This window comes from Luteimonas qiangzhengi, assembly GCF_039548515.1.
Taxonomy (GTDB): Bacteria; Pseudomonadota; Gammaproteobacteria; order Xanthomonadales; family Xanthomonadaceae; genus Luteimonas.
Genome location: NZ_JBCLVE010000002.1, coordinates 56,127 through 76,605, shown reverse-complemented (window position 1 = coordinate 76,605; position 20,479 = coordinate 56,127). Strand labels below are relative to the sequence as shown.

General features: G+C 67.5%; 19 protein-coding genes. 10 read left to right on the top strand and 9 right to left on the bottom strand.

Annotated features, from left to right (window positions below; translation table 11 throughout):
* From WCE59_RS00575 to WCE59_RS00560, 4 genes are all read right to left on the bottom strand, one after another.
* Positions 1-768 (bottom strand): slipin family protein, encoded by a 768-nt coding sequence (locus tag WCE59_RS00575; RefSeq protein WP_343256767.1) that lies wholly within the window; start codon positions 766-768, stop codon positions 1-3.
* Entirely contained in the window at positions 765-2,222 is a 1,458-nt protein-coding gene (locus WCE59_RS00570; RefSeq protein ID WP_343256766.1) for an NfeD family protein, read from the bottom strand. Before WCE59_RS00570 ends, WCE59_RS00575 begins: the two co-directional genes overlap by 4 nt.
* Before the next feature lie 76 nt (positions 2,223-2,298).
* Complete coding sequence (locus WCE59_RS00565) at positions 2,299-3,096, bottom strand: amidohydrolase (RefSeq protein ID WP_343256765.1); 798 nt, start codon at positions 3,094-3,096, stop codon at positions 2,299-2,301.
* 22 nt (positions 3,097-3,118) lie between these two features.
* Complete coding sequence (locus WCE59_RS00560; protein WP_343256764.1) at positions 3,119-4,267, bottom strand: pyridoxal phosphate-dependent aminotransferase; 1,149 nt, start codon at positions 4,265-4,267, stop codon at positions 3,119-3,121.
* Positions 4,268-4,423: 156 nt separating this feature from the next.
* Here WCE59_RS00560 and ccmA point away from each other — a divergent pair, with 156 nt between their 5' ends.
* Genes ccmA through metX form a run of 10 tightly spaced genes read left to right on the top strand, consistent with a single transcriptional unit; the run spans position 4,424 to position 12,350 of the window.
* Positions 4,424-5,083: a heme ABC exporter ATP-binding protein CcmA gene (gene ccmA / locus WCE59_RS00555; protein WP_343256763.1), complete on the top strand. Its 660-nt coding sequence runs from the start codon at positions 4,424-4,426 to the stop codon at positions 5,081-5,083.
* Positions 5,080-5,763 carry a heme exporter protein CcmB gene (ccmB, locus tag WCE59_RS00550; protein ID WP_343256762.1) on the top strand — a complete coding sequence of 228 codons (684 nt, stop codon included), beginning with the start codon at positions 5,080-5,082 and terminating at the stop codon, positions 5,761-5,763. The genes ccmA and ccmB overlap by 4 nt, the downstream gene beginning before the upstream one ends.
* Positions 5,764-5,823: 60 nt before the next feature.
* Positions 5,824-6,573 (top strand): heme ABC transporter permease, encoded by a 750-nt coding sequence (locus WCE59_RS00545; protein WP_343256761.1) that lies wholly within the window; start codon positions 5,824-5,826, stop codon positions 6,571-6,573.
* On the top strand, positions 6,570-6,734 hold the full coding sequence (gene ccmD / locus WCE59_RS00540) for a heme exporter protein CcmD (protein ID WP_343256760.1): 165 nt from the start codon (positions 6,570-6,572) through the stop codon (positions 6,732-6,734). Before WCE59_RS00545 ends, ccmD begins: the two co-directional genes overlap by 4 nt.
* The gene (gene ccmE, locus WCE59_RS00535) at positions 6,731-7,213 is read left to right on the top strand and encodes a cytochrome c maturation protein CcmE (protein ID WP_343256759.1); all 483 of its coding nucleotides are present in this window, start codon (positions 6,731-6,733) and stop codon (positions 7,211-7,213) included. Before ccmD ends, ccmE begins: the two co-directional genes overlap by 4 nt.
* A gap of 48 nt (positions 7,214-7,261) precedes the next feature.
* Complete coding sequence (locus WCE59_RS00530) at positions 7,262-9,217, top strand: heme lyase CcmF/NrfE family subunit (protein WP_343256758.1); 1,956 nt, start codon at positions 7,262-7,264, stop codon at positions 9,215-9,217.
* The gene (locus WCE59_RS00525; protein ID WP_449284062.1) at positions 9,214-9,768 is read left to right on the top strand and encodes a DsbE family thiol:disulfide interchange protein; all 555 of its coding nucleotides are present in this window, start codon (positions 9,214-9,216) and stop codon (positions 9,766-9,768) included. Before WCE59_RS00530 ends, WCE59_RS00525 begins: the two co-directional genes overlap by 4 nt.
* Positions 9,765-10,211, top strand: coding sequence for a cytochrome c-type biogenesis protein (locus WCE59_RS00520; RefSeq protein ID WP_343256757.1), 447 nt, complete (start codon positions 9,765-9,767; stop codon positions 10,209-10,211). Before WCE59_RS00525 ends, WCE59_RS00520 begins: the two co-directional genes overlap by 4 nt.
* Complete coding sequence (locus WCE59_RS00515; RefSeq protein ID WP_343256756.1) at positions 10,211-11,227, top strand: tetratricopeptide repeat protein; 1,017 nt, start codon at positions 10,211-10,213, stop codon at positions 11,225-11,227. Before WCE59_RS00520 ends, WCE59_RS00515 begins: the two co-directional genes overlap by 1 nt.
* Before the next feature lie 7 nt (positions 11,228-11,234).
* Positions 11,235-12,350 carry a homoserine O-acetyltransferase MetX gene (gene metX / locus WCE59_RS00510; protein ID WP_343256755.1) on the top strand — a complete coding sequence of 372 codons (1,116 nt, stop codon included), beginning with the start codon at positions 11,235-11,237 and terminating at the stop codon, positions 12,348-12,350.
* A gap of 80 nt (positions 12,351-12,430) precedes the next feature.
* Here the strand turns inward: metX and WCE59_RS00505 are convergent, their stop codons facing one another.
* The 5 genes from WCE59_RS00505 to WCE59_RS00485 form a co-directional block, all read right to left on the bottom strand.
* Positions 12,431-13,183 (bottom strand): OmpA family protein, encoded by a 753-nt coding sequence (locus WCE59_RS00505; RefSeq protein WP_343256754.1) that lies wholly within the window; start codon positions 13,181-13,183, stop codon positions 12,431-12,433.
* A gap of 3 nt (positions 13,184-13,186) precedes the next feature.
* Entirely contained in the window at positions 13,187-14,170 is a 984-nt protein-coding gene (gene tagF, locus WCE59_RS00500; protein WP_343256753.1) for a type VI secretion system-associated protein TagF, read from the bottom strand.
* The gene (gene tssM, locus WCE59_RS00495; RefSeq protein ID WP_343256752.1) at positions 14,167-17,877 is read right to left on the bottom strand and encodes a type VI secretion system membrane subunit TssM; all 3,711 of its coding nucleotides are present in this window, start codon (positions 17,875-17,877) and stop codon (positions 14,167-14,169) included. Before tssM ends, tagF begins: the two co-directional genes overlap by 4 nt.
* A 26-nt stretch (positions 17,878-17,903) precedes the next feature.
* Positions 17,904-19,343 (bottom strand): hypothetical protein, encoded by a 1,440-nt coding sequence (locus WCE59_RS00490; protein WP_343256751.1) that lies wholly within the window; start codon positions 19,341-19,343, stop codon positions 17,904-17,906.
* A gap of 156 nt (positions 19,344-19,499) precedes the next feature.
* The gene (locus tag WCE59_RS00485; protein ID WP_343256750.1) at positions 19,500-20,399 is read right to left on the bottom strand and encodes a M15 family metallopeptidase; all 900 of its coding nucleotides are present in this window, start codon (positions 20,397-20,399) and stop codon (positions 19,500-19,502) included.
* Positions 20,400-20,479: the final 80 nt, after the last annotated feature.

Sequence of the window (20,479 nt, the reverse complement as noted above, 5' to 3'; positions counted from 1 at the left end):
CTACTCCGGCTTGCGGTCCAGCAGCTTGTTGGTAACTGACTCGATCAGGTCGATCGGCAGCGGAAACACGATCGTCGAGCTCTTGTCGCCGGCGATCTCGGTCAGCGTGGACAGATAGCGCAGCTGGATCGCACGCGGATCCTGGCTCATCAGCTTGGCCGCCTCCACCAGCTTTTCAGCGGCCTGCTGCTCGCCCTCGGCGTGGATGATCTTGGCCCGACGCTGGCGCTCCGCCTCTGCCTGGCGGGCGATTGCCCGCACCATGGTGTCGTTGAGGTCCACGTCCTTGATCTCGACGTTGGCCACCTTGATGCCCCAGGCATCGGTCTGCTCGTCGAGGATCGCGCGGATCTCGCCGTTGAGCTTGTCGCGTTCGGCCAGCATCTCGTCCAGCTCGTGCTGGCCCAGCACCGAGCGCAAGGTGGTCTGGGCCAGCTGGCTGGTGGCGTCGTAGTAGCGCTCGACGTTGATGATCGCCTTCTGCGGATCCACCACCCGGAAATACACCACAGCATTGACCTTCACCGACACGTTGTCGCGCGAGATCAGGTCCTGCGGCGGGATGTCCATGACGATGGTGCGCATATCCACCCGCTCCATGGTCTGCAGCACCGGCACCAGCACGATCAGGCCCGGGCCCTTGACCTTCCAGAACCGGCCCAGCTGGAACACCACGGCGCGCTCGTACTCACGCAGGATCTTGATCGCACTGAACAACGCCAGCGCGATCGCGATCAGGATCGGCAACAAAAACACGGTGAAATTCATGGCACAACCTCCGGACTGCGATGGATGGATTCGGGCGGGTGGCCAGCATCCAGCGGCGAAACGTGAAGCACCAGACCCTGCCTGGACACCACCCGCACGCGCTGTCCAGCCACCAGGGGGGCGTCGGACGCTGCCTGCCACAGCTCGCCGCGGATACGCACCTGGCCGCGGCCGTCAAAGCTGTCCGCGACCACGGCCTCATGGCCCAGCATCTCCTCGGCGCCGCCGCCCACCGGCCGGCGGCGTGCCCGCATCGCCAGCCACAGGGTGAACATGAAGCCGGCGCCACTGGCGATGCCGATCCCGGCCAGCAGCCACGGAGACACCGCGAAGCCGGGCACATGGTCAAACAGCATGACCGAGCCGAACACCAGCGCCACCAGCCCGCCGATGCCAAGCACGCCGAACGTGGGCGTAGTCAATTCGACCACCATCAATATGATGCCCAGCGCGATCAGCGCCAGCCCCGCGTAGTTCACCGGCAGCACCTGCAGCGCGTACAGGCCCAGCAGCAGGGAGATCGCGCCGACCACGCCCGGCAGCACCGCACCCGGGCTGTAGCCCTCCAGCAGCAGGCCATACATGCCCACCAGCAGCAGCATGTAGGCGAAGGTGGGATTGGTCAGTACCGACAGCAGGCGCACCCTCCAGTTGGGCACAAGCTCGGTCACCGCCTGGCCGGCCACTGCCAGGGCCAGCGTTTCGCCCGCCACCGTCACCTCACGGCCATCGGCCTGCTCAAGCAGCGACTCCAGACTGGCAGCCACCACTTCCACCACGCCGCGCTCCAGCGCCTCGTTCGCGGTCAGGGTTGCCGCATCGCGCACCGCCGCTTCGGCAAACGCGACGTCGCGCCCACGCAGCGTGGCCAGGCCGCGCAGATAGGCGACTGAATCGTTGATTGCCTTGCGCTCCGAAGCGCTCCCACTGTCCCGCTGCGTCTCCGCGCCGGTATCGCCATCCGCCTGATCACTGTCGTCGCCATCGGCATCATCGGCCGGCTGACGCCCGCCACCCGGCGCGCCGCCGCCGATTGACACCGGCGTAGCCGCACCGAGCGATGTGGCCGGCGCCATGGCCGCCAGATGGCTGGCATAGACGATATAGGTGCCCGCACTGGCCGCGCGTGCGCCATTGGGCGCCACCCAGGCGATCACCGGCACCGGCGATGCCAGGATGTCCTGGTTGATGTCGCGGGTCGCGGCGTCCAGCCCGCCCGGGGTATCGATGCGCAGCACCAGGGCACGCGCGTTTGCGTTCCCGGCCTGTTCGATGCCGTTGCGTATGTGGTCACGGGTGGCGGGGCCGATCCCGCCCTTGATATCAACCAGCAGGACACCGCCGTCCGCTACCGCCGGCTGCTGTGCCAACGCCGCGGACATCGGAAGCACCCACAGCGCTGCTGCAAGCGCCCACAGGCACATCAGCCATCGCGTGCCGATTCGGGATGTCATGGTCATCGCTACCCCAGCGTCATGACCGGTCGGGCAGCCAGTAGACACCAGCTGCCGTAAAGGAAATGTCGCCCCGTCAGCGCAGCTCGAACCGGTCACCGTCAAGCATCGCCGGGAAACGCTCGCGATATGCCGCCAGCTCGGTTGCCAGCAGCGTGGTGGTACTGATCACCTCGTTCTCACCGCACTCGCTGGCCGCATCACCGACGAAATCGATGATCGCGCTGTCGCCCGAGTAATCGATGCCATTGCCATCGCTGCCCACGCGGTTGAGTCCGGCCACGTAGCACAGGTTCTCGATCGCCCGCGCGCGCAGCAGGGTTTTCCATGCGTGCGCACGCGCCGCCGGCCAGTTGGCGACGTAGATCTGCAGGTCGAAGTCCGGCGCGCCGGCGCGTTCCACGTCATAGCGGTTGCGGGCAAACACCGGGAAACGCAGGTCGTAGCAGACCAGCGGACAGATACGCCAGCCCTTCCATTCCACCGTGAGCCGGTCACGGCCCGGCGCATAGCGCTCGTGTTCACCCGCGTACCGGAACAGGTGGCGCTTGTCGTAATGCTGCAGGGTGCCGTCGGGACTCGCCCACAGCATGCGGTTGAAGACGTCCGCACCTTCGCGGATCTGGACGCTGCCGGTCACCGCGGCATCGATCGCGGCGGCATGCTCGCGCATCCAGGCCACGGTGGGCCCGTCCATGGTTTCCGCCTCGTCGATGGCATCGTTGGAGAAGCCGCTGGTGAATGTTTCCGGCAGGATCACCAGATCGGTGATGCCCTTGAGCGAGGAGACCATCTCGCCGTAGTAGTCACGATTGCCGGCCGGATCGCGCCAGCGGGTCTCACCCTGGACCAGGGAAATGCGCAGATTGTTCATGCGCCCAATCCTACCCCGTCCGCTACAGACGCTGCAGGCGCTTGATCGCTTCGTCCAGGGTGGTCTCGTTCTTGGCGAAGCACAGGCGTGCCAGGCGCTGGCCGGCAGGCGGGGCTTCGTAAAAGGGCGACAGGGGAACGGCCGCCACACCATGCTCGATCGTCAGCCAGCGGCAGAAGTCCGCGTCATCCAGATCGCTCACGGCCGAATAGTCAACGAGCTGGAAGTACCCACCCGGCACCGGCAGCGGGACCAGTTTTGTTTCCAGCAGCTGTTCACGGAAGCGGTCGCGCTTGGCCTGGTAGAACGCGCCCAGCTGCTCGTCATGTTCCGGCTCCTCGCGCAGCATCTCGGCAAATGCATGCTGCGCCGGGCCGAAGGTGCAGAACACGTTGTACTGATGCACTTTGCGCAGCTCGGCCGACAGCGCCAGCGGCGCGATGCAGTAGCCCACCTTCCAGCCGGTGCAGTGGTAGGTCTTGCCGAAACTGGACACCACGAACGCCCGCTCGCGCAGGGCCGGGGAACGCAGCACGGTTTCGTGGCGGACGCCGTCGAACACAATGTGCTCGTACACCTCATCCGACAGCAGCCAGATGCCGGTATCCGCCAGCAGGTTTTCCAGCTCGCGAAGGTCATCCGGGGTCAGCATCGCCCCGGACGGATTGTGTGGGGAGTTGATGATCAGCATCCGCGTCTTCGCGGTCACGGCGGCGCGGATCCGCGCCCAGTCCGGCGCAAACGTCTGCGGATCCAGCGGCACGTGTACCGCGCGGGCGCCGGCCAGCTCGATCGCCGGGTCATAGCAGTCGTAGGCAGGGTCAAGCACGATCACCTCTTCACCCGCCCGCACCACCGCATGCACTGCGTTGAAGATCGCCTCGGTCGCGCCGCTGGTCACGGTGACCTCGGCCTGCGCATCCACCTCTACCCCGTACACGCGCTGCACCTTGGCCGCGATCGCCTCGCACAGCGCAGGCACCCCGGTCATCGGCGCGTACTGGTTGTGTCCGTCGCGCATTGCCCGGGCCAGGGCGTCAACCAGCCGCTGCGGTACGGCGAAATCCGGAAACCCCTGCCCCAGATTGACCGCATCATGGCGCGCGGCCAGCTGCGACATGACGGTGAAGATCGTGGTGCCGACGCGGGGCAGCTTGCTCTCTGGAATCATCTGTCGTCCTCATCCATCTGCATTCAGGAAATCCACCCGGCCGATGCGGCGCCCGAGTGTAAGCCGCTGCACCCGGAAATCGGGCCGCATCCGCACGGCGACTCGATACAATAGCGGCCATGTTCAAAGGCCCCCTGCCGGCCCGCCAGGAAGTGGATGTACGACCCCCAGCCCGCCACGCCCATGCTCAGCGCGCGCGGCCTGCGCTTCACGCGCAATGACAACCCGGTGTTCGGCCCGCTCGACTTCGCCGTCGAGGGCGGCGAGGCCCTGCTGGTGCGCGGTGGAAACGGTTCCGGCAAGACCACCCTGCTGCGGGTGCTGGCCGGCCTGCTGCGCGCCGACGAAGGCACGGTCGAGATCGACGGCGAGCCCACGCGCCCGCAGCTGCGCTCCCGGATCATGGCCTACCTGGGCCACCTGCCCGGGTTGAAGGCCGACCTGAGCGTGCTGGAAAACCTGGACTTCCTGTGCGGCCTGCACGGGCGCCGCCGCGGCCAGGCACCCGAAGCGGCGCTGGCCCTGGTCGGCCTGGCCGGCTACGAGGACACCCCGCTGCGGCAGCTGTCCGCCGGACAGAAAAAACGTCTCTCGCTGGCCCGGCTGTGGCTGTCCCCCGCCCCCCTGTGGCTGCTGGACGAGCCTTACGCCAACCTCGACCTGGGCGGAATCGAACTGGTGAACCGCCTGGTGCAGGCGCATCTGCGCAACGGCGGCGCCGCGCTGGTCACCACCCACGGCGCCTATGCCGCGCCTCCGGTGCGAACCCGTGAACTTGTGCTCGGCGGGCAGGTCGAACCGGTGCCTGCGCCATGACCCGGCCGGGATTGTGGCAAACCGCTTCGGCGCTGGCCGTGCGCGACCTGCGTCTGCTCTGGCGCCGGCGCGGCGATGCGCTGCAGCCGGCACTGTTCGCGGTGCTGGTGGTGGTGCTGTTCTCGCTGGCGCTGGGCGGTGATGCCGAACTGCTGGCCCGCGTGGCCGCCGCGGTGCTGTGGGTGGCAGTGCTGCTGTCGGGCCTGCTGGCGCTGGACACGCTGTTCCGCGGCGATGCCGATGACGGATCGCTGGAACAGTGGATGCTGGCGCCGGTGCCGCTGGCCTGGCTGGTGTTGGTGCGCACGGTGCTGCACTGGGCCACCACCGCCCTGCCCCTGCTGGTGGCAACGCCGCTGTTGGCCGAGCTTCTGCAGCTGCCGCGCGAGCAATTGCCGGCCATGCTGGCAGGGCTGGCACTGGGCACGCCGCTGCTCAGCCTGATCGGCGCGGTGGTGGCAGCGTTAACCGTTGGCATGCGCCGGTCCGGTATCCTGTTGGCGCTGCTGGCACTGCCGCTGTACGTACCGGTGCTGGTGTTTGGCGCGGGCAGCGTGGCGTTGGCCGCACAGGGTTTGGACCCTGTCGGCGGCCTGCTGATGCTCGGTGCGGGCCTGGTGCTGGCACTGGTCCTTGCCCCGGTGACCGCCGCCACCGCGATCCGGATTGCGCTCAATTGACATGACTTCCCCTCAGAAAAGCCCTTCGCCGCCGGCGCACGCGGCAGGTAGCAGCCAAGCATGAATCCCGTCCTCCTCTGGTTCCACAAACTCGGTTCGCCCCCTTATTTCGACCGCTTCGCAGCCCGCTGGGCGCCGTGGGGCTACGGGCTGGGGCTGCTGATCATGGGCGTGGGCGTGTATCTGGCGCTGTTTTCGGTCCCGCCGGATTACCAGCAGGGCGACAGCTTCCGCATCCTCTACATCCACGTGCCGGCGGCCTGGATGAGCCTGCTGGTGTACGCGCTGATGGCGCTGTACGCCTCGATCGCGCTGATCTGGCGGATCAAGCTGTGCGAGATCCTGGCCATGGCCTGCGCACCGATCGGCGCCGCCTTCACCTTCATCACCCTGGCCACCGGCAGCATCTGGGGCAAGCCCATGTGGGGCACCTGGTGGGACTGGGACCCGCGCCTGACCACCCAGCTGATCCTGTTGTTCATGTATCTGGGCGTGATGGGCCTGTACCACGCCATCGACGACCGTCGCGCCGCCGCACGCGTGGCCTCACTGCTGGCGATTGTCGGCGTGGTCCTGCTGCCGGTGATCCGCTATTCGGTGGTGTGGTGGAACTCGCTGCACCAGGGCCAGACCATCCGCGTATTCGGCGAATCCAGCATGGATCCGAGCATGTTGCCGCCGCTGGTGTGGATGGTGATCGGCACCAAATTCTGGTTCCTGGGCTCGCTGCTGGCGCGGGCCCGCGCTGACAACCTCTATCGCGAGGCCGGCAAGGACTGGGTCCGCCGCCTGACCGGAGCCAAGCCATGAGCTACGCCGGTTACGTGCTTGCTTCCTACCTGGTATTCACCGCGGTGCTGCTGTGGGACTTCATCGCCCCGCGTATCCGCACGCGACAGTTCCTGCGCGCGGCCCGCCTGCTGGCGGCCCGGCGTGCGGCCGCCGCAAAAATGGAGAGTGATCCCCAATGAATCCGATCCGACGCAGACGCCTCTGGTTTGTCGTGGCACTGGTGGCAGCCGCCGCCCTGGCCACCGCGCTGGTGGCGATGGCCCTGCAGCGCAACGTGGCCTATCTCTATACCCCCGCCGAAGTGCTCGACGGCCGCGCCGGTGATGCAGTGGCCTCGGGCCAGGCGCGCTTCCGGCTCGGCGGCATGGTGGCCGCCGGCTCGTTCAACCGCGAATCCGGCTCCATCGACTCCCACTTCATGGTCACCGACGGCGATGCCCAGCTGCCCGTGGTCTACACCGGGATCCTGCCGGACCTGTTCCGCGAGGACCAGGCGGTGATCGCCACCGGCCAGATGCAGGGCGACACCTTCGTCGCCGAACAGGTGCTGGCGCGGCATGACGAAACCTACGTGCCGAAGGAAGTGGCGGACAAGATGGGCCTGGCCCATGAAAAACACGGGATTGAGACGCCCGCCGACGAGGCCATCCGCCAGTGATCCTGATCCGCTGCACCCCCCTGACCGCCATTGACGGAGGCCGGCCCGATGCTGCCTGAACTCGGCCAGATTGCGATGCTCCTGGCCCTGCTGGCCGCGCTTGTCCAGGCGGTCCTGCCGCTGGCCGGCGCCCAGCGTGGGCTGCACTCGTGGATGGCGGTGGCCCGCCCCGCGGCCTGGCTGCAGCTGGGGTTGATCGGCATTGCCTACGCGCTGCTGACCTGGGCTTTCATCAGCCAGGACTTCTCGGTGCGCTATGTGGCCGAAAACTCCAACACCCTGCTGCCGATGATCTACCGGATTACGGCCGTGTGGGGTGGGCACGAGGGCTCGCTGCTGCTGTGGGTGCTCATCATCGCCCTGTGGAACGCCGCGGTGGCGCGCTGGTCGCATTCGCTGCCGCCGCAGGTCAGCGCACGCGTGCTGGGCGTGATGGGTGCGGTCGCACTGGGCTTCCTTGCGTTCACGATCTTCACCAGCAACCCCTTTGACCGGCTGCTGCCTGCCGCGCTGGAAGGACGCGACCTGAATCCGCTGCTGCAGGATCCGGGCATGATCGTGCATCCGCCCATGCTGTACGTGGGCTACGCGGGCTTCATCGTGCCCTTTGCGTTCGCCATCGCCGCCCTGCTGGACGGCAAGGTGGATGCCCGCTGGCTGCGCTGGAGCAGGCCGTGGACCAACGTGGCCTGGTCGTTTTTGACCATCGGCATCGCGCTTGGTTCGTGGTGGGCCTATGCGGAACTGGGCTGGGGCGGCTGGTGGTTCTGGGATCCGGTGGAGAACGCCAGCTTCATGCCGTGGCTGGCCGGTGCGGCACTGATCCATTCGCAGGCGGTGACGGAAAAACGCGGCAGCTTCCACGGCTGGACCCTGCTGCTGGCGATCGCCACGTTCTCGCTGTCCCTTCTGGGCGCATTCCTGGTGCGCTCGGGCGTGCTGACCAGCGTGCACAGCTTTGCCGCCGATCCGGAGCGCGGGCTGTTCATCCTGCTGTTCCTGGGCATCACCGTGGGCGCGTCGCTGCTGCTGTACGCCCTGCGCTCGCCGGACAACGAAGCCGGACGTCCGTTTGCCGCAGCGTCGCGCGAGACCCTGCTGCTGATCAACAACCTGCTGCTGGTGGCGGCCACCGCGATGGTGCTGCTGGGCACGCTGTACCCGCTGCTGGCCGATGCGCTGGACATGGGCAAGATCTCGGTTGGTCCACCCTATTTCGGCCTGCTGTTCGTCGTGCTCATGGCGCCCCTGGTGCTGCTGCTGCCGTTCGGGCCGCTGACCCGCTGGCAGCGCGAAGAGCCGGGCAAGCCGCTGCGGATGCTGGCGCCGTGGTTCGTGCTGGCACTGGTGGGTGGCGCCATCGCGTTCTTCCTGGCGCCGCAGGCTCCCTGGAAGATCGCGGCCGCCATTGGCGGCGGCATCTGGGTCGGTTTCGGAACCCTGCGCTTCGTGTGGTCGCGGCTGCGTTCGGCCAGCGGACGCATGTCACTGGAAATGTGGGGCATGAGCCTGGCCCACTTCGGCGTGGCCCTGTTCGTAGTGGGCGCGCTGATGGTGGGTGCGCTGGACGCCGAGCGGGAAATGGCCATGCAGCCTGGCCAGACGGTTGAAGTGGACGGCATGCAGTTCCGCTTCGATGGCGTGGAGCGCGTGCAGGGACCGAACTACATCGCCGACCGCGGCAGCGTGATGCTGCTGCGCGACGGTCGCGAAATCGAGCTGCTGTCGCCCGAGAAGCGGCACTTTGCCAGCGGCGGCCAGGTGATGACCGAAGCCGCGATCCACACCGGTTTCTTCGGCGACATCTACGCGGCCATGGGTGAGCCGCTGGGCGGAGGCGCCTGGGCCGTGCGCGTGCACATCAAGCCGTTCGTGCGCTGGATCTGGGCCGGTGCGGCGCTGATGGCGCTGGGCGGCTTCGTGACCGCAGCCGATCGCCGCTTCCGCCGCAAGCCGTCATCGCGTGCCGGGACTGCACGGACCGGACGGAGGGCCGCCGAGTGAGCACTGCCGTGCCCAGGTCACGCTGGCTGCCGCTGGTCGTGTTCGGCCTGATCGCTACCCTGCTTGCCGCGGGTGTATGGCTCAGCCGCGACCCGGATCGTGACGCGCTGCCTTCGCCGCTGATCAACCGTCCGGCGCCGGACTTCGAACTGCCGGTGCTGCACGGGCCGGACTACCTGGTCACTTCGGAAGATCTGCGCGGCGCGCCGTACGTGCTCAATGTCTGGGGCAGCTGGTGCCCAGGCTGCCGCGACGAGCATCCGGTGCTCACCGACTTCGCCGAAACACGGCGCGTGCGCCTGGTGGGCTACAACTGGAAAGATGAGCCGGATGACGCGCTGCGCTGGCTTGAGCAGTTCGGCAATCCGTACTGGCTGGTGGTCGCCGATTACGAAGGCCGCTACGCCATCGACTGGGGCATCTACGGCGCACCGGAGACGTTCCTGGTCGACGGCGACGGCATCGTGCGCTGGAAGCACGTGGGGCCACTGACCGAAGAGAGCCTGCGCACCGGCCTGCTGCCGGCACTGGATGAGGTGGAAGGCGGATGAGAACGCTGCTGCTCGCATTGCTGTTGGTCCTGGTTCCGGGTGCTGCCCTGGCCCAGGCCGCCCAGGACCCGACCCCGCTCGAGTTCCGCGACGCGGCCGAGGAAGACCGCTTCCGCAAGCTGGTGGTGGAGCTTCGCTGCGTCATGTGCCAGAACCAGTCGCTGGCCGACTCCAACGCCCAGATCGCCCATGACCTGCGCCGCGAGGTGCTCTCATTGATGCGCCAGGGCATGAATGACAACGAGGTTCGGGATTTCCTGGTGGACCGTTACGGCGAATTCGTGCTGTATCGGCCGCGGGTGTCGGCCAACACCTGGCTGCTGTGGTTCGGCCCCGGCGTGCTGCTGCTGGCCGGCGCGGTCGTGGTGGTACGCACCGTACGCAAACGCAGCGCCGCCGCCGCCGGCGAAGCAGTGCCGACCGACGACGGACAGGAGTGGTAATGGTTGCTTTCATCATTCTTTCGGCGCTGCTGGTCGTGGCTGCGGCCATGGTTCTGGCCGGACCGCTGCGGGGTCACTCCCGGCGCGCCGCAATCGCCGTCGCGCTGTCGGTGCCGTTGCTCGCCACCGGCCTGTACCTGATGGTGGGCACTCCGGACGGACTTGATCCGGGCCAGCGCCAGGCGCCGACCACCATGGACGAAGCGGTTGCCCTGCTCGAGGCAGACCTGGAACGTGATCCGCAGCAGGGCGAAGGCTGGCGGCTGCTTGGCCGCGCCTACGCCGAGATGGGCCGTTACGAAGATGCCCGCGATGCACTCGGCCGCGCCGCGCAGCTGGAGCCGGAAAACCCCGGCGTCCTGACCGAACACGCCGAGGCCATCGCTTCCGTGGATTCGCAAGGTGGTTTTACCCCGGAGGCCAGGGCGCAGCTGGAGCGGGCTTTGGAGATTGACCCCTCCTATCAGCGGGCGCGACTGTTCCTCGGCATTGCCCTGCGCCAGGCCGGCGAGCACGCCTTGGCCGCACAGACATGGGAGCCGCTGCTGGCGGTACTTGGGCCCCAGGGGGCCACCGGCCTGCTGCAGCAGATCAACGCCGCGCGCGCCGATGCCGGCATGGAGCCGCTTGTCGACGTTCCGCGCTCAGCCGATGCCCCGCTGTCGCCCAACGCGGTCCAGGTACGGGTTTCGGTGGACCCGGAGTACGCCGCCATGGTGCGGCTGGATCCGGACGCGGTGGTATTCGTGGCCGCGCGGATGCCGGGCGGATCGCCCATGCCGGTGGCCGCCCAGCGCCGGCTGGTGCGCGACCTGCCGCTGCAGCTGACGCTCGACGACAGCGACGCGGTGATGCCCACCCAGGCCCTGTCGACGGTGGATGAAGTGGAGCTGGTGGCACGTATTTCCAGCACCGGCACCGCGACTGTCCAGGAAGGCGATATCACCTCCACGCCGGTACGGATCAAGCTCCCCGCGGACGGGCCGGTGGAGCTGGTGCTGGGCGCGCTCGACTGAGGCGCCGATGACCGAATTCATCCCCCAGGGCACCCGCTTCCTCGATCTTCCCGATGCCTTCCCGATGAAGCGCGGCGGCGTGCTGCGCGGCGGAAGGATCGCCTACGAAACCTGGGGCCGGCTGGACGCGGATCGCGGCAACACCGTGCTGATCCTTCCCGGCCTCTCGCCCAGCGCCCACGCTGCCGCCAGTCCGGACAACCCGGCGCCCGGCTGGTGGGAAGAGATGGTCGGCCCCGGCCGGCCCATCGATACGGATCGCTGGTTCGTGGTGTGCATCAATCCGTTGGGCAGCTGCAAAGGTTCCAGCGGGCCCGCCTCGCCACATCCGGATGACGGCGAACCGTGGGCGCTGCGTTTTCCCGAACTTTCGGTTGAGGATATCGCCGATACGGCCGCCCACCTGGTACGCACTTTGGACCTCGGCACGCTGGCCTGCGTGGTGGGCAATTCCATGGGCGGCATGTGCGCCCTGGCCTTCCTGCAGCGCTATCCGGGCATGACCCGGAGTCATATCAACATCTCCGGCGCGGCACAGGCCCTGCCCTTCTCGATCGCCATCCGCTCCCTGCAGCGCGAAGCGATCCGCCTGGATCCGAACTGGAACGGCGGCGACTTCAATGATGAGCGCTATCCGGAAGCGGGCATGCGCATGGCGCGCAAGCTGGGCGTGATCACCTACCGCTCGGCGCTGGAATGGGATGGGCGATTTGGCCGGGTACGGCTGGAGTCCGACCGTCGCGATGACGAGGATCCATTCGGCATGGAGTTCCAGGTGGAAAGCTACCTGGAGGCCCATGCGCGCAAGTTTGTGCGCTACTTCGATCCCAACAGCTACCTCTACCTGAGCCGCTGCATGGACTGGTATGACATCGGTGACTGTGCCGGGGGTGATACCGACGCCGGGCTCGCCTCTATCCGGGTCGAGAAGGCGCTGACCCTGGGCGTGCACACCGACATCCTGTTCCCGATCCAGCAGCAGCGCCAGATTGCCGACGGCCTGCGCGCCGGCGGCGCGACTTCAACGTTCCTGCCGCTGGAGTCCCCGCAGGGTCACGATTCCTTCCTGGTCGATTTCGACCGCTTCGGCCCCCCCGTCCGCGAATTCCTCACCGATTTGTAGGAGCGCGCCACGCGCGCGAAGCCGCGTGACGCAGGGTGCCGGGCAATGTTTCGTTTGTTACGGGACGTAAGGGTCAGGCACTACAGGATCTGGAACTGGATGCGTCGATTGCGCGCGCGACCGTCCTCGCTGTCGTTGTCGGCCACCGGCTCGTCCGGTCCCTTTCCCAGCACCGCCAGGTTCGCGCGCGGCACTCCCAGCGACTCCAGGTGCTGACGCACTGCTTCGGCCCTGGCATGACTGAGGGCCAGGTTGGCCTGGCGATTGCCGACGTCGTCGGTATGGCCCACCACCTGCACCCGGGCATCACCGATCTCGAGCATGCTGGCGGCCATTTCCGCCAGGATGTCCTCTCCCAGCTGGGTCAATCGCGCACTGCCACTTTCAAACTCGATGATCCGGTCACCCAGCGTCGCATCCAGAAGTCCCTGGCCGGAGCCGCCGGTCTGCAGGGCATTGGTGACCGTATAGGTGCTGTTGCTGGCCAGGCTGAGCTCGCTGGCCACCTGCTGGCGCTGCGCCTCGTTGACCACCTCGCCACTGACCCGCACGCTCTGGCCGTTGATTTCCAGCTGCCCCGCCGAGATACGCTGCAGGCCGGGCGTGATCATGCCGGCCACGTAGCTGCCCCAGTTGGGCGGCGTCGGAATCGACTCCACCTGGATCCGGTCAACCACCCGTTCGCGGCCATAGACCTCACGCAACTGGTCGAGGATCTGCGCCTTGGTGGCCTGGTCGGGCACCACGCCTTCGGCGACGACCGGCTGCTGGTCCACCTGCGCCGAAGCCGCGAAAGCCATCAGCAGGAGCGCGGCAAAGATTGAAACTCGCATCACTCAGGCTCCCAGAAAGGTTTCGCCGAAGACCGCACGCGCGGCCTTCAGGGACAGATCATCGCGGTCGACGTAGCTGGCCAGCTTGTTGAGCGCGTAATCGGCGGCCAGCTGGTCCTCCACCCAGTCGGCCGCGTCGATCCGGATCAGGTGCTCCCCGGCCACTTGCGGATCGATCAGCGCGCGCAGGGTTTCATGGTCGGCACCGTTGAACCCGAGCACCATCCGCGGCGCGGCGCCGGTGCTGATCAGCACGGCCAGCTCAAACTCCCCGCGCGAAACAAAACCGGAAACGATATCCAGCCAGAACGCCGCGACCAGCGGCTGGTACAGCGGATCGCGCGGCAGCGGAAGCTCCAGACCCTTGTCGATGCTGACCCCACCCCCGGTCAACACCGGCTGCAGCAACAGGCCCAGCGCCGGCATCGCATGGCGCAATTGCAGCTGCGGATGGCCTGATTCGCGCAGCAGCTGCTGCAGCGAGCCGATGGTCTGGGTTTCCATGAAATCGTTGAAAGGAGCCGCATAGGCCGCCGGATCAGGGCTCAGCTCATAGCGGGCTTCACCCAGCGCCTGCAGCGGTGCGGATGGATCCTCCGCCGTGGCTGCCTCAAGCGACAGCCGCGACAGCCCGCTCCATACCCGGTGCAGGGCCATCGGGCTGCGGCCGATGAACCCGAGCGGGTTGGCCACCTCCAGGCGGATCGCCGAAAGCAGCGGGAAACGCCGCTCTGACGCGTCCCGACTGGGTCGCAGGTGGCCACATACCACCAGCCGGCTGCGCGATCCCAGGAACGCGAAATGCAGCGGGGCCGCTTCGTCATACAGCCGCTTCCAGTCCGGATTGCGACTCAACGATTCGATCCCTCCCCCCGCCCAGCGGTCCAGCAGCGCCATGAGCTGGTGGTTGCCCGCCGCCCGCACGAAATCCCCTCGCGTGGGCACCTTGCCGAAATAGCCGACCTCAGCCGTCATTGTCTGCGTCATGCCCCGTCCTCCGCTTCCTGCGTCCCTTCCCCTGCCATTGACGATGCTGCCGCCTGCTGGCCCACCACCACCGCCGGCAGACGCAGCCCCCGCTGCCAGTCGCCACCGCCGCCCGAGTGCCCCTGGGTGCGCATATCCAGCGTGACGGATACGTTTTGCACGTTCCAGGTCAACGTGCTGCTGTCCTCGCGCTGCTGCACCTGGGCCATCTGCATCATCCGGGCGAAACCATTGGCGCCGGGCGCGTCCACCACGTCCACGCTGCGCCCGTCGCTGGTGACAGCGGTGATCTTGGCCCCCGGTATCGCGCCCGGATTGGGCCACTGGAAGCTTTCCCAGACCGGCGGCGTGTTGCGATAGCGCAGGGTCTGCCCATCGATCACCAGGGTGTATTCGATCGCCCCGGTTGCCGGCTCTGGCCGGATCTGGAAGACGGTGATTTCCTGGCCTTCGGCGCCTGCTGCCTGGCCGCTGACCCAGTCGCCGTAGCCCGCCACCAGCTCCGGCGCCAGGCTGACGCCAAGACCTGCCCAGCGGCGCGGTTCAAGCAGGTTGCCCCGCTGGATCACCAGCGAGCCCAGCGCCTCCCGGTTGAATTCGGCCACTGCGCCGGACGGCCCAAACACGCGGGCGATATCCGCCGCCGCTGCATCCACATCGGCGTTCTGGTCGAACGGATACCGGCGTCCGATCCCGGTGCTGTAGGGTCCGTGTACCTGCGCGGCCCAGATGCGGTTGATCTCCGCCTCCGTGACCGGCACCAGAGCTGCGAAGGTTTCGGTCAGCGGCCGCAACAACAGGCTGCGCAGCGCCGACCGCTGGCCCTCGTCCAGGCCCGACAGCAGCTGCTCATCCACCAGGGCCAGCGCGGTGTTCAGCTCGGAGCCTTCATTGCTGAGCGTGTCGCGCATCAGCCGGGCCGCGCCCGGCCCCGGCTCGCCTTCGGTCTGGATGGCGTTGAGCCTGCTGCGCAGCCCACCCAGGGTCTGGAAGTAGCTGTCGATCAGCGGCGCATTGCCGTCACGCGGTGCGACCAGCCGGGCAAAGCCTTCGAATGCCTTGCCGATCGGCCCCATGGGCGTCGGGCCCGACTCGCCGTCCGAACCGGTCTGGGCGCCAGGTGACGGCGACCTGCGCAGGATCACCCGCTGGAACCAGGCCACGAAACCGCCCTTCTTTCCACCCGTGGAGCGCATCGCGCCCGGGTTGTCCCAGATGGTCTGTTCGTTGACCGTTTCAAGCAGGGCCCGCAGGGGCGAATTGCGCGGATCACCGATCGCGTTCATCCGCGAAATGGCCGCATCGAAGTTGGCAAACCCGGACATGCCCACGCCCTGCAGGAATTTCTGCCATTCCTGCGCGTATTCCTGCTTGTACAGGGCCACCATTTCGCGTGCGATGTGCTCGGGACTGCCCGCCAGCGACAGGTCGCTGCGTTCGGTCGTGTCCAGCACCCAGTCGGTGGTGCTCAGCTCGGTATTGGCCGCCTCGTTGATGGCACCGCGGATGTAGTCTTCCCAGGCCTTGCGGGTGAAGGCGCCGGAAATGGCGTAGCTGCCGGTAATGATGTCGTTGTTGGCTTCCTCGCCGATCAGGGTGTTGACCGTCACCGTCGGGAACCGCGTGGCCGCGCGCGCCTTCACCTGTGCGTACACCCGGTTGATCGCCGGCTCACCACGGGTGGCCTGGGTCAAGGCCGCACGGGCATCGGACACCAGCGACACCTTGCTGTCGATCTGCGGCCAGCCTGGCGCATCGGAGCGGGCCACATGGAAACTCATCAGGCGTTCGGCGGCGCGGGCCACGTCTTCGCGCGACATCTGCCCGCGATTTGCATCCAGCCAGCCGCGCCAGAAACGGGTCAGCTGGTGGGCAAGATGGGCCTGCTCCACGCGCTCGCTGTTGCCCAGCATCAGATAGGTCTTGAGCGCGTTGTAGGCATCATCCGCATCGGTCGGGGAAGGCTCCTGATAAAGACCCTGCCCGCGCCCCTCGTCGCCCGGTTCAGCCTGGGCCAGATCGGCACCGTGTGCGACCACCTGACCCAGATAGGCCTCCAGGCGGGCGTTGGTGGGCGCCAGCATCACCTGGCGCATGCCGTTGAAATATTCGTGCTGGAGTTTGGTTTCGATCCGGTCGCCCTGGTACAGGCCCAGCCGTGCAACTACGCCGCGCTGCTGGCGATGGCGGGCCAGCTGTTCCAACCGGTCCTGCAGCAGCAACAGCGCATCGATCCGCGATTCCAGATCCACCCGTTCGTCCTGCAGCCTGACCGCCTGCTCCAGGTCGCGGGTGGCATTGGCCACCAGCTGGCGGTTGGTGGTGTAGGACCAGGTCCACAGCCCGACCACCAGCGCCAACGCCGCCACCGCGCCCAGGAACACCGCGTAGCGCAGCCGGGTCCGGTGCGGACTGGAGTACTGGCGCACCAGGTCGCGATCAGCGAACACCACCTTGCGGAACAGGTCCTTGAGGAAGTGCGCGGTCTGCCCCGGCGGCTCGCTGGCCTCTGCCCCGGCCTTGCCCTGCAGGCCGAACTCGCGCCCCACCCGCTCGGAGGCGTAATGCACCGAATGGCCTTCCTGCAGCGCGCTGGTGAAATAGAAGCCGCGGAACACCGGCTGGTACTGGTACGGGTTGTCTTCGAACAGGGTCGCGATAAAGGTCCGCAGCGCCGGCTTGATCCCGGTGAACTCCAGCGGCAGGGTCAGCAGGCCCGGAGCTACTTCGCGCCCACGCGCCATGGCCATCTGCGCCAGGCTCATCTCACGCAGGCCTTCGGCCAGCTCATCGAAGTGCCGGTCGAAGCTCGACAGCGCATCGGTCTCGGCACCGGGCTCGAACGGCAGCGTTGCCCCCCACACGTTCTCGCGTTCGGACGGATCCAGCCCGCGGAAAAACTCGGTGAAGCCCGCGATCAGATCGGCCTTGGTGAACACCACGTACACCGGCGCGAACACTTCCAGCCGCTCGGTCACCTCCTGCACCCGCTGGCGCAGGTTCTTGGCCAGCTCGATCGCGAACTCCGGCTTGCTGCCCGACAGCTCGGCGATGCTGGCCGCGATGATGATGCCGTTGACCGGCGCCCGCGGCCGGTTCTTCTTCAGAAGGTCGAGAAAGGTCAGCCATTCCAGCCGGTCCTCGACGCTGACCGAATACCGCCCGGCCGTGTCGAGCACGATGCCCTCGGTGGTGAAATACCAGTCGCAGTTGCGGGTGCCGCCGATCCCCTGGATGACGTTGCTGCGGTTGTCCTCGAACGGGAACTTGAGCCCCGAATTGAGAATGGCCGAACTCTTGCCGGCCGCCGGGTTGCCGATGATCACGTACCACGGCAGCTCGTACAGGGCGGCCTTGCCCTTGAGCACGCCGATGCGCGATGACTTGATCGCCTTGACCGCCTCCAGCATGCGCTCGCGCAGTGCCTCGGTGTCGGCCCGCGCGGCCGGCGCCGCGGAAGCCACGGCGCGACCGGTCTCTTCCTCAACCATGTCATCCAGCTTGCCGGCCGCCCGCCGGCCCTGGATCCTGCGAACGATCCACACCACTGCCCACACCAGGAGCACAAGCACGATCAGCGCGACGACCCACACGCCAAGGGTCTTGAGCCCTTCGCTGCCGAAATACATCAGCGCGGCGGCGGAAGCGATCCCGGCCACCGCCAGAACGCGATAGTCGGTGAGGTAATACCTGAGTCTGTAGAACATCGAGAACATCGGGGGCGGCTTCCGTATCAGGCGGCAAGATCCGGCGCGGGGCCGGCAGCACTGGAAAGGGATTCATCAGTCACGGCAGCGCTGCCAAGCAGCGCCGCGTAACGCATATGCGTGGGTTCTACCGACAGCGCCAGCACCGGCGCGGCGGCCTCATGGGCAGCGGCGGCAGCGAGGGCAAGCAGCGCCAGCGGCCCGACATGGCCGAGATGGCCGCTGGCATTCCCCAGCGCCGGGCATTGGGCGACGGGATCAAGCTCCGGGCACGCATTGGCAGCAGCCACGGCGGCCTCAACCGAGCGGCTTGGCCGCTGGTCGGCATCGGTGAGCACCAGGGCGACCGATTCGGCACTGACCGTGGCCGAAGCAAGCAGTTGTTCCAGCAGCCGACCGGTCGCAGCCGCGGCCTGGCGCGGGGTGGTTCCCTGTGCGGCCGCCAGTCTTTGCAGGGCAAGCAATTCGATTCCGGTCTCGCCGCTGTCGTGGGGCAGCGCGGTATCGGCCGGGCGTAGCAGCACGCCCGCCGCGCCCTCGCCGGGAACCACGCCTTCGACATTGCGGCCTGATGCCAGCGCGCCCCCGGCAGCCAGGGCCTGCACGCCCCGCTCGCCAATCAACGAGGCCGCGCCCAGCAGCAGGTGCCAGTCGGCAGAGCCCTGGGGCTGCTCCGCGGATAACGACCGGACTCTTTCCCATACGGCCGCAGCGTCCGCCACGGCCACGACTTCGAACGTGCTCCGGCGCGGATCCAGTCCGGCATCTGCAGCCAGGCCGCGCAGCCACCCCGCACTGGCATCGCGCAGCGTGGATGTCATGTCCTGGGGCAGCATCGCCAGCACGTGCACGCTGCCGCTGCTTCGCGGTTCGGATTCCACCCGGCGTCGCAGCCCTGCCACCACCCGCTCTTCCACGTCGGGCAGCGGCGGCAGCAGGCGCTGGGCGGCTCCAAACAGGTCCATGGCCACCGGTTCAAGAAGCGCGAGCGCACGCAGATGTTCTACCGGTGGGCGCCGATCGGAACCGCTGCGCAGCTGGTCCTCGATGAGATCGGTATCCAGTTGCTCACAGAAGGCCGCCAGGACTGGCAGGCCATCACGGTCGCGCAGCTCGGGATGCAGGCCGGGGCGGGGAAGCTCTGTCAGCCGCGCGGACAGCAGGGTGGGATCGTCGCCGCAGGGCAGGTTGATCGCCTGGGCGAGGACGCCCAGCGGTGGCATGGCTGCAAGGGGTTCGCCCTGGGCCAGCGGTGTCTCGACCGATGGCTCGGCATCGGCGCCTGCCTTCGCGCGGCGGCGCATTTTCACTGCAACCCAGAATGTGAACAGGACCGCCAGCGGCACCAGCACCAGCCAACCGAACATCGCAGCTCCGCCGGGCGCGGCACCGCTGGATCGCCACCACAGGATCGCGCACGCCCAGGCCGCTGCGAACACCGCCAGCACCACCAGACCCACACGCAAGACCCCCGACACCCTCACATCCCGCTCCCTGCGCATACCGCTTCCGCGGTTTTCCCTGCGTCGCGCCGAAGCGCGCAATCCATGGCATCCATCTTTGCCGCTGCCGGCCATCATCAGTGACCGGTCCGGAAAGATAGCAGGACTTGCCGGGTGATATCACCCGGCGCGGCGACGCGCTTCGCGTGCAGCCAGGCAGGCCTGACGCACCTCCACGTGGCCAAAGTCCCCCCAGCTCCAGCTGCCTCCCCATACCAGCCCGGCCTCCTGGGCCAGTTCGCCATAGAGGAAATAGGCGCGACGGGTCCACGGATCCTCCATATCCCACTGCAGCTTTCCGTCGCGCATGGGCGCGCTGTCCAGGGCCAGGCCGTACTGGTGGCAGCTCTGCCAGGCAGCCGCGCGGGTCACCCTGCCCTGCCGATACAGTTCTTCCTGCTGCTCGGGACTTCGATAGCCCTGTACCAGCACCATGCGGATCCCGTGCTCCTGGGCCAGCACCCGGTAGATCGCCAGCACGCGCTGCTGCAGATCCGGATCCAGACGCTCCCAGCGGCGATCCGCCGTAGCGATCTCCGGCATTGCCCGCTGCGCTTCGGCGGTGGTGAACACTTCCGGCGGTGGCGCCGGCGGCGGCACCAGGCGCTCGCCTCGCATCAGCACGGCAATCGTGGATCGCGATACCGACAGGTCCTCACCGGTGAAGCTTTCCAGCACCACCTGCTGGCGCAGCATGAGGATCAGCACCGGCGGCACGCACAGCACCAGTGCGGCGATTGCCAGCACCAGACGATGGCGCCGCATCACCCCGGCCATGCCGGAGCCGCCGGACCGCACGGCATGCCCTGACTTTTCCGCTCGACGCGCGATCCGCCCGCCGCCAGCGGCGGCCTTGCCGGCGAGCGTCCGCCAGGCAGCAGCAGCGATGGAGACCAGCCGCTCCCGTGCTTCCGGAAACACCAGCAGCCAGATGGCCGTGCACGCGGCAACGAACCCCAGCACGATCCAGAACACGATCATCCGCCCCACCCCGATCCGACCGCCGGCGTTGACGCGCACCGGGCCACGGCTAGAATGCGCGAAAGGACTTTCTCCGGCGCATGCCGGTCAAGAGCGGGATTGCACTTGAATATCGAAGG